Annotated in this window: 10 protein-coding genes and 1 pseudogene; 7 read left to right on the top strand and 4 right to left on the bottom strand. The window is 69.5% G+C overall.

Annotated features, from left to right (window positions below; genetic code table 11):
* Positions 1 to 77 precede the first annotated feature (77 nt).
* The 3 genes from B446_RS00300 (at position 78) to B446_RS36585 (ending at position 3,520) form a co-directional block, all read left to right on the top strand.
* The gene (locus B446_RS00300) at positions 78 to 2,669 is read left to right on the top strand and encodes an ATP-binding protein (protein WP_020937393.1); all 2,592 of its coding nucleotides are present in this window, start codon (positions 78 to 80) and stop codon (positions 2,667 to 2,669) included.
* A gap of 182 nt (positions 2,670 to 2,851) precedes the next feature.
* Entirely contained in the window at positions 2,852 to 2,980 is a 129-nt protein-coding gene (locus B446_RS40695; protein WP_272945899.1) for a hypothetical protein, read from the top strand.
* Positions 2,981 to 3,220: 240 nt separating this feature from the next.
* Positions 3,221 to 3,520, top strand: a complete 300-nt coding sequence (locus tag B446_RS36585) for a DUF4232 domain-containing protein (protein WP_078614577.1) — start codon at positions 3,221 to 3,223, stop codon at positions 3,518 to 3,520.
* A gap of 163 nt (positions 3,521 to 3,683) precedes the next feature.
* Here the strand turns inward: B446_RS36585 and B446_RS00290 are convergent, their stop codons facing one another.
* From B446_RS00290 to B446_RS00285, 3 genes are all read right to left on the bottom strand, one after another.
* Positions 3,684 to 4,403: an NAD(P)H-binding protein gene (locus B446_RS00290; RefSeq protein ID WP_237751097.1), complete on the bottom strand. Its 720-nt coding sequence runs from the start codon at positions 4,401 to 4,403 to the stop codon at positions 3,684 to 3,686.
* A gap of 899 nt (positions 4,404 to 5,302) precedes the next feature.
* On the bottom strand, positions 5,303 to 5,578 hold the full coding sequence (locus B446_RS38885; RefSeq protein WP_148305706.1) for a hypothetical protein: 276 nt from the start codon (positions 5,576 to 5,578) through the stop codon (positions 5,303 to 5,305).
* 551 nt (positions 5,579 to 6,129) lie between these two features.
* Entirely contained in the window at positions 6,130 to 6,327 is a 198-nt protein-coding gene (locus B446_RS00285) for a hypothetical protein (protein WP_020937390.1), read from the bottom strand.
* 443 nt (positions 6,328 to 6,770) lie between these two features.
* On the opposite strand from B446_RS00285, the gene B446_RS40000 reads away from it, so the two are divergent.
* Positions 6,771 to 7,550, top strand: a complete 780-nt coding sequence (locus B446_RS40000) for an AAA family ATPase (protein ID WP_237751096.1) — start codon at positions 6,771 to 6,773, stop codon at positions 7,548 to 7,550.
* A 5-nt stretch (positions 7,551 to 7,555) separates the two neighbouring features.
* Positions 7,556 to 9,352: a helix-turn-helix transcriptional regulator gene (locus B446_RS00280; protein ID WP_237751095.1), complete on the top strand. Its 1,797-nt coding sequence runs from the start codon at positions 7,556 to 7,558 to the stop codon at positions 9,350 to 9,352.
* On the opposite strand, the pseudogene B446_RS00275 reads toward B446_RS00280, so the two are convergent.
* Positions 9,268 to 10,066: pseudogene (locus B446_RS00275) on the bottom strand (transposase). The gene B446_RS00280 and the pseudogene B446_RS00275 overlap by 85 nt on opposite strands.
* A 213-nt stretch (positions 10,067 to 10,279) precedes the next feature.
* Between B446_RS00275 and B446_RS00270 the strand changes: the two are divergent.
* Both B446_RS00270 and B446_RS39465 read left to right on the top strand, forming a co-directional pair.
* Positions 10,280 to 10,621: a hypothetical protein gene (locus tag B446_RS00270; protein ID WP_020937388.1), complete on the top strand. Its 342-nt coding sequence runs from the start codon at positions 10,280 to 10,282 to the stop codon at positions 10,619 to 10,621.
* 621 nt (positions 10,622 to 11,242) lie between these two features.
* Positions 11,243 to 13,333 (top strand): hypothetical protein, encoded by a 2,091-nt coding sequence (locus B446_RS39465; protein ID WP_162473331.1) that lies wholly within the window; start codon positions 11,243 to 11,245, stop codon positions 13,331 to 13,333.
* Positions 13,334 to 13,424 lie beyond the last annotated feature (91 nt).

Here is a 13,424-nt window from a genome sequence, read left to right as displayed (position 1 = left end):
CGCTTGACCGTTTGACCTGTTCAGAGCCGCTCTAGATGTGTTGCGCTGATCCAGCGCCAGGGGAACCATGGAAGGTGATGGACCTGCTGGAGCGAGAGACCGTGCTCCAGGACCTCGCCGGTCACCTGACGGCAGCCACGAGCGGCCCTGGACGGGTAGCCCTCGTGCGCGGCGAGGCCGGCATCGGCAAGACCACGGTCATCGAGCATCTGATCAAGCTGGCCGATCCCCATGTCCGAGCCCTGGTCGGCGCCTGTGACCCGCTGACCACCCCACGCCCCCTGGGCCCCCTGCTGGACCTGGCCCCCGATTGCGCCGAGACCGTGCGAACCGCCCTTGGGCAGGCGTTGGCCGGCGCAGGCCATCCGGGAGAGGTGTTCCAGTCCCTGCTGGACGATCTGAGAGGCTGTCCCAGCCTGCTGGTCATCGAGGACGTCCACTGGGCCGATGAGGCCACCTTGGATCTGCTGCGCTACCTGGCCCGGCGCCTGCCGACCGTTCCAGCGCTCGTGGTGGCCACTTACCGAGACGACGCGATCGGCCGTGCCCACCCCTTGGCCGCGCTGCTCGGTACTCTGGCCGGCTACCGGTGGGTTTCCCGCCACGCCCTAGCTCGCTTGAGCCGCCTGGCCGTGGCCCGCCTAGCCAGCGGCCGGGCCGTGGACGCTGAGGAGCTGTACCGCGTATCCGCAGGCAATCCGTTCCTCGTCACCGAGATCCTGGCCGCCCCTACCGAGCACATCCCGGCCACCGTGCGCGAAGCCGTCGCCGGCCGCCTAGCCAGCCTCTCGGAGCCGGCCCGCCAGGTCGCCGACATGCTGGCAGTCCTGGGCCACCGAGCCTCGCTGCCATTGTTGGCCGGCCTCCTGCCGGATGCGGACGGAGCGCTGGAAGAGGCTACGGCCTGCGGAATCCTGCGCGTCGGCGGGCAGCTGATCGAGTTCTGCCATGAGCTGGCCCGGCTGGCAGTCCTCGAGACCGTTCCGGTCGCATACCGCCTGCAGATACACCGGCAGGTATTGGCGGCATTGCGCTCCGGCCCCGTGGCCGCGGACGATCTGGCGCTGGTGGCCGATCACGCTGAGGCCGCCGGGGATTCTGCCGCCGTGCTGGAGTACGCGCCGCAAGCGGCCGCACATGCTGCCGCCCTGGGTGCGTATCGGGAGGCGGCCGCCCAGTACACCCGGGCCCTGCACTACGCCGCCTGCCTGCCGCCCGAACAACAGGCATCCTTGCTGGAGGGCCATGCCCAGGCCTGCTCTATGGCCCGCCGGCTGGACGAGGCCATCGCTTCTCGCCGGACGGCGGCCAAGCTGCGGCATGCGCTGGGTGACCGGCTGCGCGAGGGGGAGAACCTGCGCTGGCTGTCGTGCATGCTGCATTTGAACGGGCACAGCACCGAAGCCGCGCAGACCGGCCTGGAGGCTGTGCGGACACTCGAAAAACTGAGACCGAGCGCGGAGTTGGGCGGAGCGTACCTGAACTTGTCCACACTGGCCGTCTACGGCCATGAGGATGCGGAGGTGGCCGCTGCCTACGCCGACAGGGCGATGGCCGTGGGCGAGCAATTCGGTGATGCGGGGCTGGTCGTACAGGCAAGGTTTCTCCCCGCGGCGGCACGGACGCTCTGCGGAGGAAGTGGCTGGGAGGAGTGTGAACACGCGGTGTCCAGCGCGATGGCACAGGATCTACAGCTGGATGCCTCCTTCCTGGCGATGCTCATGTGCTTGTACGCCGTACAACTGCACGACGACGCCCGGGCCACTGCCGCTGTGCAGCGGTCGGAGACCTACTGTCTGGAACACGAACTGCTGACCTACCTGTATTGCACGAAGGCCATGGACAGTTGGAGACTCCTGCACCGGGGCTCGTGGAACCAGGCCACCGACGCCGCACACGGGATCTTGTCCCATCCTCTCTCGCCGCCGGTCGACCGGGCCATTGCCTTGACCGTCCTGGGACTGGTCCGGGCCCGACGAGGCGAGCCGCAGGTATGGCCGCCGCTGGAGCAGGCGGCACGCCTCGTCGATGCGAATTTCCTGCTGAGTACAGGCCTTGGGTGGGAGGCCCGGGTCGAGGTGGCCTGGCTGACCGAAGACGACGAGCTCGCGAAGACCGAGGCCCACCACGGTCTGTCCGCAGTGGCAGACCGCACCCATCCCTGGCTCTCCGGAGCACTGGCCTGCTGGATTCGCCGCACCGGAGGCACACCCCCACAGGTGCCGGCGGCCGAACCCTACGCGCTGGAGCTGGCCGGCGACTGGGCAGGCGCCGCCGCGCGATGGGATCAGCTCGGCTGTCGCTACGACGCCGCACTGGCCCGCCTGGCTGGAAACGCGGCCGCACTACGCCAAGCACTGGCTGACTTGGAGACCCTTGGCGCCCGGCGGGCCGCGAAGCGCGCCCGTGCCATGATGCGCAACCGCGGAGTGCGCCCCGTCCGCTCCAGCCCCCGGGCAGCCACCCGGGCCAACCCCTACGGGTTGACCAACCGGGAGATGGATGTGCTCAAGCTGCTGGCCGAAGACCTACGGGATGCGGAGATCGCTGCCCGGCTGTACATCACACCCAAGACCGCCGGTCATCACGTGGGCGCGGTACTGGCCAAACTCGGCGTCCACACTCGCCACGAAGCCGCCCGCAAATTCGAGTGCCCCAAGTCGCGGTAGGACTCCGAGGTCTCGCACTCGGGCACAGCAGGGCGGCGAGGATACTGCGCGGCCCGCTACCGCCTCGCGGGCCGGCCTGAAGAAGAACCGAGCACGCGACCACCTACCCCTTTCGCAAGTTCGGCCCGGTGGCTCTGGTCACGGAAGCGGCTCCCGCATGGCTCGCCGTTCCAAGTTCAGTCATGCACCTGTTCGTGGGTGTAACAGTAGGCCGTCCGCAGCACCGCAGCGGTCCGCGCGGTGAGTTCTTCGTCCTCCTCACCTTCCTCGTCCCCGTCGGCGTCCTCGTCGTCTTCGTCCCACCCTGGTGATCCGGCGTGGCGGGCGAGGGAGCGCAGGCGCGCACGCACCCGATGCGCGGCTTCCTCGGGAGCGGCCAGGGAGGTGTCGAGGCGGCTGACGAGGCGGTGGGGTGTGGGTTGCCGTCGCGGGGGAGCGGCCCCGCGTCACGTGCGAAGGGGGCACGGGGCCGCCAGCCTGGCTCGTCCTGTCAGGAGCCGGGCCTGTCCTTGATGACCGTACGGGACATGTGAGTTCGACGCCCCTGGGAGCTGACTGTCGTACTGCGACAGGGGGCCCAATCAGGCAGGTTCCGTTCCAGGCGGGGTCGGGGCGGTGGTGAGGCTTCCGGCCTGGCACCGGGGGCCACCGCCAACGCGTTGCTGCGGATCACGGATGCCGGCAACTACCCTGCGGCGCAGTGCCACCCGACCGCCGCGCAGTACCTGCAGGTCTACCCGCCGGGCCAGACGACCCCGATCTACGTCGCCTACACCTCGACGGGCTGCGCCGGGACGGTGGGCATCCTGAGCGTCAGCGCGCTCCAGCCGGGCTCGGGAAGTGCCTCGTAGTACGCCGGACCAACGGCGGTGCCCCGGCCACCGGGGCCACGGTCTTGACCGGCGGCGGCCCACGAACACCTAAAAGAGCGTTTCGTCCCGCCGGGGGTGTTTGGTAATACTTCTCCATCACCGATCACCCGACGTAACGAAGCACTACAAGCCGACATCCGGCTTACACGCCGAACGCCTCCGTGTGGGCTCGCGCCCACGCGCGGTACGTCCGGGCCGGCCTGCCCAGCACCTCGGGTACGTCCGCGGTGACCGCCGCGTTGCCCCCGTCCCGGACGAACGCGGTGCTGAGCACGACGGCTTCCGCCTGCGCGTCGTCGAAGCCCCAGGTGGTACGCAGGAATTCACGGATCTCGTCCGGTGCGAGGCTCCGGGTGGTGAGCGGGCGGCCCAGCACCGAGGCGAGGACGGCCACCTGGTCCGGAAGGCTGATCGCCTCCGGCCCGGTCAGGGTGAACGTCCGCCCCGCGTACCGCCCGTCGAGCAGGGCCCGCACCGCCACGGCGGCCACGTCACGCGGGTCGATCACGCCCGAGGTCCCGTCCCCGGTCATGTTGGGCACCGGTTCGCCCGCCCGGAGCGCCCCGGCCCAGCTCAGCGAGTTCGAGGCGAACGTCGAAGGCCGCAGGACCACCCACTCGGCCCCGCTCTCCCGCACGGCCCGTTCGCCGTCGACATGCCATCGGCCGAAGGGGCCGAGCGCGGGCTCGCCCGTCCCGACGGCGGACAGCTTCACCAGCCGGCGCACCCCTGTGGCGCCGGCCGCCGCGACCAGGGCGGCGTCCTGCCCCTCGTCGGGACCGGGGGGACGCAGCAGGAACGCGGCGCTCGCGCCGGTCATCGCCTCCCGCAGGGGGGCCGGGTCGTGATGGTCGCCGCGCACCGCCTCCACCCCCCCTCGGGCACCCGGGCCTTCGCGGGGTCGCGCGCCGCCAGGTCGACCGCCACACCGGCACGGTCACCCTTTGGGCTTTGGTCCGCACGCGCACCGCCCCGATTCCCGTGCTGCGTCTGGTGGACGGCTTCCCCGCCGACGACTACCGCATCTCCACCCGACGACCGGTGGTTCCCGCTGGGCGAAGGAGAGTGGGGGAGTTCTCGATCCCGCCCGGGTCGAGATCGCGGCCGATTGGGTGACGACCGCCGCCGACCGGATGATGAGTGCCAGAGGGGGGATACGGAACAGCCCTGCGCTGCGTCTGGGCAGAAAGGATTGCGTCCCCGGCCGTGCCGCACCCCGGGGTCGGCGCCCCTTTTCGTCGGCTCGACCGCTCTCGAACAGACCCGCTCAGCGGACGAATTCACCCCCGCCCACGACGCCTGGTGGACGCAGCGGGATGCTGCCCCCCGCATAGCCTGCCGCCGCCGCCCATGCCCACCAGCGGACCACTATGCAGGCGTCGCTGGATCGGTTTCTCGCCCGGCCGTGCTCCGCTGCGCCCAACCTTTCACCGGCGCGCTCGCGAGTCATTCACAGAAAAGCTCCCTGTAGGGAAGTCGGCCAGGCACTGCACCCGCCGCCACTCGGAAGGGCATCTCGGCTGAGATGGCATCGGCCAGAGACCGTTCCGACAGCCCGCAACCACCAGGCATTGGGCACGCCGCCCGCCCTCCCCCGGCGGGGCTGGGAGACCGTCCTCACCCCGGCGCAGCGCTGACCGGTACGCATGACAGCCCCGCACCCGCATCGGGTCGGGGCTGTCACATTATGCGAAGCCCTCACATACCTCGCATCGTTCGATTGCGCGAGCAGTCGGCCTGGCCATCCTCAGCCGGTGCGGACTACCAGCGGCTGTAGGAGCAGGTCTTGTACTTGACGCCGTACTTCCAGTACGTCGTGCAGACCTTGACGCCCTGCTTCCCGGACCTATTGCCCCAGTTGCTGCCCCATCTATTGCCCCAGTTGTTGGGGTGCTGATTCGGCTTCGGCCACGGATGGGTCCCCGGTGGATACATCGGCGGGTAGGTGTTCGGCGGGTAGTCCACCGGCGGGTTCTTCGGCTGGGGCGGCGGCCAGTCCACCGGCGGGTTCTTCGGCTGGGGCGGCGGCCAGTCCACCGGCGGGTTCTTCGGCTGGGGGGCGGCCAGTCCACCGGCGGGTTCTTCGGCTGGGGCGGTGGCCAGTCCACCGGCGGGTTCTTCGGAGTCGGGTCCTGCTTGCTCCCCGGCACCCAGTCGGGAGGCTTCTCAAGTGTGCCCCTGCCACCGTAGCCAGGCCCGGTCGAGTCGCCCGGCGTTTGGCCGTAACCACCCCCCCAGCCCAACTGCTTGGACCCCGGAGGCGGGTCGATTGGACCCGGTGCAACCGGCGTTTCCGCCTTGCCGCCGTTGTTGTCGGACCCGCTGGGTGCCACCGTCGCTGCCGCGGCAGGAGATGAGGCGGCCATTGCCTCTGCGGTGACGCCCGGCGAGAGCGCGAGAGAGGCGAGGATCGCTGGACTGAGTGCGAATAGGAATCGATTACTACGCATGGGTTCTCCCCTTTCGGTGGAATTCAGCACTTCGGTCTTCAGAGCGGGTACGAGTGCGTCGTCGCCGCTTTTGGGTGCGCCTCCACGTGGATGTCGTGCGTTGGGCGTGGGCGCATGGAGGATCTTCTGTGTTCAGCCTCATGGGTCGATCACCACAGAATGAAAGGCTTTGTTCACATCACGGAGCCCAATCAAGAAACTCCGGTAGCAGTCAGGGCAGCGGTCCTCTCCGGTGTGCCAGCCGTGCTGCATACAGAACTCGGAATCACTCGCGTCTGCGGTGAAGGGGTAGCCGTCGTTGGCAAGCCCTTGGAGGAAGTCGTTGATGATGGTCATGGTCGATCCAGGTGATCACTTAAAGTAACTGAAGGTCGGCTTTGGGCTGCCCTCAGGAGGGTTCTGTGTCGATGGCAGCCATCAATGAAGCGGTCGGAGTGCGCTGGCATCACACAGCCAGTGGAGGTGGTCGGCAATCCGACGCGGAGTGCTCCAAAATCAGTTCCGTTGCGCCTGAACCTCGTACGGGTTTCGGGGCTTTGGAACTCTTCGACACAGACAGCGTGCGCTAGCGGCAACGGGCGGCACATCGGGTCCACGCCCCAAATTCCAGTCCGCTACACCCCACGAGTTACGCGGCACACCCTATGTGCTGCCCACCGCATCCGACGGTTTCGCCTGGTACGCCACACACATCGCACATCTGCTGGCCGCCTGGCCTCATTCCGACCGGATTCCGATCTTTTGCACCTGCTCGGCACCAGGAGGGAGAATGACGGGTGATGGACTTGCTGGAGCGAGAGACCGTGCTCCAGGACCTCGCCGGTCACCTGACGGCAGCCACGAGCGGCCCTGGACGGGTAGCGCTCGTGCGCGGCGAGGCCGGTATCGGCAAGACCACCGTCGTCGAGCATCTGGTCGAGCTGGCCGATCCCTACGTCCGGGTCCTGGTCGGGGCCTGTGACCCGCTGGCCACCCCGCGCCCGCTGGGGCCGCTCATGGACCTGGCCCCCGATCTCGGCGAGGCGGTGGGCACCGCTTTGAGAGGAGCGGTGGCCGGCGCGGGCCATCCTGGTGAGGTTTTCGAGTGCCTGCTGGCCGATCTGAGCGGCAGGCCCAGCCTCCTGGTCATTGAGGACGTCCACTGGGCGGATGAGGCCACCACGGACCTGCTGAGCTACCTGGCCCGACGCCTGCCGACCGTTCCCGCGCTGGTGGTGGCCACCTACCGCGACGACGAGATCGGCCGCACCCATCCGCTGACCATGCTGCTGGGCACCCTGGCCGGGTACCGGTGGGTGTCCCGCCACACTCTGAACCCGCTCAGCCGCGGGGCCGTGGCCCGTCTGGCCACCGGACATGCCATCGACGTGGAGGATCTGTACCGCGTCTCCGCCGGCAACCCGTTCCTGGTCACCGAGATCCTGGCCACCCCAGCCGGCAGCCTCCCCGTCACAGTGCGCGAAGCCGTCGCCGGCCGCATGGGCGGCCTCTCAGGCCCGGCGCGCAACATCACCGATGTACTCGCCGTCCTGGGACACCGGGCTCACTGCAGCTTGTAGCCGGCATGCTGCCGAACGCAGAGGACGCCCTGGAGGAAGCCGTCGCCAGCGGCATCCTGCGCACCGACGGGCACACCATCGAGTTCCGCCACGAGCTGATCCGGCTGGCGGTGCTGGATGCCGTCCCCGCCCCCCGCCGCCTGCAAGTACACCGGCAGGTGCTCGCAGCAATGCGGTCCGGCGCCGTAGCTTCGGCTGATCTATCTCTGCTGGCGGACCACGCCGAAGCAGCCGGCGACGAGACCGCGGTGCTTGAGTACGCCCCTGCAGCGGCGGCTCATGCGGTCACACTGGGCGCGCACCGGGAGGCAGCGGCTCAGTTCACCCGGGCGCTGCGGTACGCCGGCGGCTTGCCGCCCGACCGGCAGGCCGCTCTGTGGGAGGGCCATTCGCTGACCTGTTTCCTGGCCCGTCACCTTGAGGAGGCGATCGCTTCTCGCCGGACGGCGGTCAAGCTGCGTCATGCGCTGGGGGACAGGCAGAACGAGGGCGAGGACCTGCGCTGGCTGTCGTACATGCTGTGGCCGGCCGGGCGGAGCACCGAGGCCCTCGACACTGGCCTGGAGGCTGTGCGCACGCTCGAAGAGCTGTCCCCGAGTGCGGAGTTGGCCAGGGCGTATTTGAACCTGTCGATGCTGTCCGTCTACGACCACAAAGGGGCAGAGGTGGCCTACGCCTATGCCCAGAGGGCGATGGACGTGGGCGGGGGGCTCGGTGATGCGGGGCTGGTCGTCCAGGCGCAGTTCCACCCTGCAGCGGCACGCATGCTCTGCGAAGGCAGTGGCTGGGAGGAGTGCGAACGAGCGGTGTCCAGCGCGATGGCGCAGGATCTGCAACTCGACGCAGGCTTCATGGCGATGCTCATGTGCTGGTACCTCCTGCTGCAGGGGGACAACACTCGAGCTGCGGCCGCAGTACAGCGGTCGGAGGCCTACTGCCTTGAACACGAGCTGTTGACCTTCCTCTATTGCACGAAGGCCATGAAGAGTTGGATGCTGCTGAATGAGGGCGCGTGGCATCAGGCCACCGACGCCACACACGAGGTGTTGTCCCATCCCCTCTCACCACCGATCGACCGGGCCATAGCCCTGACCGTGCTGGGCCTGGTCCGGGCTCGCTGCGGCGAGCCTCAGGTATGGCCACCGCTGGAGCAGGCAGCAAGCCTCGTCGACGCCAACTGCCTGCGCGACATGGGACTCGGATGGGAAGCCCGGGTCGAGGCGGCCTGGCTGGCCGGAGACGACGAGCGCGCGCAGGCCGAGGCACAACAGGGATTGGCCGCACTGACAGAGCGCGCCCACCCCTGGCTGACCGGTGCCCTGGCCTGCTGGATCCATCGCGCCGGGGGCACACCCCCGCCCGTGCCGGCGGTCGGACCTTACGCGCTGGAGCTGAACGGAGACAGCACCGCTGCCGCACGGCTGTGGGAAGAACTCGGCTGCCCCTACAACGCCGCCATGGCCCGCCTTTCCGCAGACGACACCGCGCTGCGCCAAGGCTTGGCCGACTTGGAGAGACTTGGCTCCCGGCCCGCCGCAGCTCGCGCCCGCGCCGTCATGCGTGTGCGCCCCGTCCGCTCCGGCCCGCGAGCGGCTACTCGGAGCAACCCCTATGGACTGACCAACCGGGAAATGGACGTCCTCAAACTGCTGGGTGACGGCCTGTCGGACGCAGATATCGCCGCCCGGCTCTACATCACGCCCAAGACCGCCGGACATCACGTGGGCTCAGTCCTGGCCAAACTCGGCGTCCACACCCGCCACGAAGCCGCCCGCAAGCTCGACCGTCCCGAGTACCGGTAGGACTTGCCGTTCCCCTTGAGACGGCAGTCCCGCAGGACCTTCCAGTTCTTCAACGGGACAGCGCATGTTCCACCCGCGCTCGGGCCCTGCGGTGGACGGTGTTCTCCGCCTCCTGCTGCGCGCTCAGACGCTTCTGGCCGCGCCGTTCGCGGTGCGGGATGAGCAGGCCGGTGCCCTGGTGGCCACCACCTGCGATCACCGGAGCTCCGCGGCAGGCCCGGTCGACACCGGACTCGGCAAAGGCCCGGCAGTCGTTGCGACTACCAGGTAGCGGGATGCCGATCGCCACAACCAGGCGGCTGTTGGCATCGATGACGACCTGCAGATTGGTCGAGTACCGATAGTTCTTGCTCGAGGCGGCGATGCTCCGGTCACGGGTCGGCACCAAGGTGCCGTCGACGATGTAGACGGTGTCCTTGCGCGGCCGACGCGCCGGCGAGATCGCCAGCAGGGGTGCGAGGTGATCGAGGATGCGGTCGGCCCCGGACTTCGAAACCCCTAACAGCGGCGCCACCTGCCGCAACGTCAGGTTGGTCCGCCAGTACGTCGCCACCGCAAGACCCCGTCCGCCAGCGGCAGCCGCCACGGCCTGCCTCGCTGAACGTCACCTCCACGGCGCCGCACCAACGCCACCAGCTTGCCGAACTGCACCTCGGTCAACCCGGAGAACGGCTCGATCCACTTCGGATCATCCGCTGAGATCACCCCACCCATGACCATGGCAACGCACCAAGTGCCACACCGGGTACGGGACAACCTCTGGTGATGGCTGTTCGTCAGTTGTCGACTGCCACAGTTGCGGCGAGCGGCGACTGCTGTACACCATCAGGTGCCCTGTCTTAGTCATTCCTGGGCATGACGCGGCCCATCCTCGTACTGGACTACCTTCGCGCGGGTTAGAAGATCCGTTCGAAACGGGGAGGGTGCATGACCAGCACACTCAAGAAGTTCGTCACCACCACGTCGGCGTCGGGCCTCCTGGCCGCAGGCGTGGTACTCGGCGCCACGGGGGCGGCCCAGGCCGCCCCCGGCGGTCCGTCCGGCTGCACGGCGTACGTCTCGCACACCGACATCCACACGGCTGTGGGCTGGTGCACGTCGGGCAGCGGCACCTGGAACGTCCAGGCCATGTGCGCCGGTCCGGGCAGCACGCACGGCCCCTACAAGGGAGACCCCGGCTACCGCACCCGCGGTATGGAGAAGGCGGCGACGCTCAACTGCGGTGGCGGCTACCCGACCAACCTGAAGGTCGTCGACATCAAGAGCTGAGTCTGGAGCGTGCCTCTTCAATGAGTGGTCAGTTGACCGGACGGACCTGTCCGGCAAGCGATCACTGATGCGATTGCGGGACCGGATCGCGCCGCTGATATCGGCCGATCCTGTTCCGCAGTCGGACGACGGCGCGAGCGCTTCTGGGCCGTGGAGTTCCAGGAGCCCTGGGGTTGCATCGCTCTGCCCCCGGCTCGGCGTGCGAGGGGGCCCGCGCGTTCTGGAAGCCGATGTCCCAGAGGGGCACGTGAACGGATGGCGGTTCCCGGCCGGCGACCGCCGAGTGGTGGGACGCAGCTGATCGCAGCTCAGCAGGCCGCCGACCACACCCGCCGCAGATTGGAACAGCTGAGCTGTGACGAGGAACGGCGGCATCAGCGCAGTGCGTGGTTCGAGGCGGCAGCACGCGCACAAGCAGCAGTCACCCGGTACGCACAGACGAAGCGACTCAATCGGTTCGAGGTGGAACAACGCGTCCGCCGGGCTGCCCGCGAGGAAGCCGGACTGCAACGACCGGGATGTCCGCCTCCCGATCCTCGTCGAGACCGCGAGGCGATCATCCCGTTGGGTCGATGCCAGGATGTCAGTCGGTCGACGTACGGGGCATTGAACGGGGTTGCAGTGGCGGGGACTTCGGTCGAGGCAGTGGACGCGGTGGACTGGAGCCGGTTCCGGACGGGAGTGCCGGAGCACCATCCGGTCAAGGAGGTCCCGCGGGCGCTGAGCCGCCTGGTCTGGCGAGGCCCGGCGGCGACGGATGAGGACTGCGACCCGCTGTACTTCTGCCTGTTTGCGCCGGGAGGGGGGCTGCCGTCGGCCGCGGCCGCGGCCCTGCCGTTCCTCACGGCGCTCGCCTCCGACCCCGCCAACGGCGCACGAGTGACTCTCGTCGAACTGCTCGGCGCCCTTGACGGTGCGGCGCGCGAGGCCGGTGAACAGGGCACCCACGGAGCGTGGCGGGAGCAGTGGCGGCGTCAGGGCGACAAGATCGCGGCTCTCCTCGCGGACCCCGCGCCGAGCGTCCGGCGGGCCGCCCTCCTCCTCGCGGACGACGACGCGCTGCTGGAACGGTGGCACGCCGAGACGGACCCGGCCGTACGCCTGCCCCTCCTGCTCAAGCTGGGCACCCGCGCCGCGACGGCCGCCGACGTGCCTGAGACCGAGTCGCTCGGCGGCCGGCACCGGTTCGCCGGTGCGGTGGAGGCGGTGCTGAGTCGGGTGCTGCGCGGCGACGAGCCGGTGATGAAGGTGGCGGCCGTGATCGCCCGGGCGTCCCTCGACCGCGACGCCCCCCTCCGGCATGTCGACCTGCTGCTGGACGTCCTCGCCGATCCGGCCCTACGGCCCCGGTTCGAGCGGATCTGGTGGCTGCCGGACGTCGAGACCCCCTTCGCCCGTGACGACGTCGCCGCATGGGTGTCCGGTCTCCTCGACCACGTCCCTGTGGCCGCCCTGTCGTTCGTGACCCGGCTGGCTGAGGCGGCGGAACGCACCGCGGATGACGGGCTGCGCCGGGTTGTCCTGGACGAGGCGTGGCGGCACCTGGTGCTGCGGCGTTCCGCGGCACCGACGGTGCTGCCCCTCGCGGCACGGCTGCTGGACTGTGCCGACGACTGCGTGCGGCTCAAGGCCGCGCACCTCATCGCAATGCTCGCCCCTGACTCCGGCCCGTACGCCGACCGCCTGGCGGCACTGCTCGACGATCCCGGGACCGACGAAATCTCCTGGATCGAGGGGACCGTCGGTGACTTCGCACGCTGGGCCTTGGTCCGGCTGGGCGACCCCCGCGGCCTCCCCGGCCTGGTCGAGTCGCTCTGGGCGCCCTACCGGGAGCAGTTCGGGCGCAGCTGGGTGGCGGGCGATCCGCGCCGGCCGGAGATGCACGAAGTCCTCGCGCCGCTGCGCGAGCACGCAAACGTCCTGCTGCCCGCGCTGCTGGAGGAGGTGCGGCAGGACCACGAGCGGCACGGCGACCACGGCGAGATCATGGGCACCTTGCTGCACGTCGCCGAGGAATGGGGGCCGGACGCGCTGCCCGTGCTCCCGGTCGTCCTGCCGCTCCTCAAGGACACGCGGTACTCGCTGCGCGTGGTCGACGTGCTGCTGGCGATGGGTCCCGGTGCCGCCTCGACGGCCTCCGCCGTGCGCGACGCGGTCGTCCTCGACCACCCGGGCAACCACCAGAAGATCGCGTGGGCCGCGTGGCGCATCGCGGGGGGTGACGACGGCACCGCCCTGCGACTCCTGGGCGAGGCGGTGCACGACGAGCAAGCGTCGCCGTACGGGCCGGTCCTCCTCCTGTCCGACTTCGGCCCCGCCGCCGCGGCGCACGCCGGACGGGTGCGTGAGGTCATGGAGAACACCGAGTACGGGAGGGCGACGGCGGCGGTCGCCCTGTGGGCGATCACCGGCGATCCCCGTGCCAGCCTGGCGGTGTTGGAGCAGGTCGTCGTGCCCTTCACCGGGGACGACGACCGCTATGGCGACCTGGCCGAGGCACTCCGCGGTTTTCTGCGCATCGGTACGGTCACGCCGGCCGCACGGCGGGCACTGAGCCTCGTCGAGGCCCGCGATGAGCGGCTTTCCCACTACCGGGACTACCGGGCCGTCCTCGACGACCAGGAACTCCGCTCCGTCATCGCCGCGGTGCTCACGCTCCCGGATCGTCATCGCCGGCATCGACACCTACCTCCGCTTCGCCGAGGCATGTAACCGCCTCGACCCGGAATCCGGGCCACGCAAACCGGCCAGCCTCCCCCAGCTCGCCTACCTGGCGGCGAGTCCGCCGTCGACAGCGAGTCCG

Source organism: Streptomyces collinus Tu 365, assembly GCF_000444875.1.
Classification (GTDB): domain Bacteria; phylum Actinomycetota; class Actinomycetes; order Streptomycetales; family Streptomycetaceae; genus Streptomyces; species Streptomyces collinus_A.
The sequence above is the reverse complement of the archived record's forward strand: the minus strand, read 5'-3'. Positions and strand labels throughout refer to the sequence as shown.

Coding starts and splice junctions, on each gene's coding strand:
- B446_RS40695 (WP_272945899.1), top strand. CDS start 2,852: ATGCACCTGTTCGTGGGTGTAACAGTAGGCCGTCCGCAGCACCGCAGC.
- B446_RS40000 (WP_237751096.1), top strand. CDS start 6,771: ATGGACTTGCTGGAGCGAGAGACCGTGCTCCAGGACCTCGCCGGTCAC.
- B446_RS00270 (WP_020937388.1), top strand. CDS start 10,280: ATGACCAGCACACTCAAGAAGTTCGTCACCACCACGTCGGCGTCGGGC.
- B446_RS00300 (WP_020937393.1), top strand. CDS start 78: ATGGACCTGCTGGAGCGAGAGACCGTGCTCCAGGACCTCGCCGGTCAC.
- B446_RS00280 (WP_237751095.1), top strand. CDS start 7,556: ATGCTGCCGAACGCAGAGGACGCCCTGGAGGAAGCCGTCGCCAGCGGC.
- B446_RS00285 (WP_020937390.1), bottom strand. CDS start 6,327: ATGACCATCATCAACGACTTCCTCCAAGGGCTTGCCAACGACGGCTAC.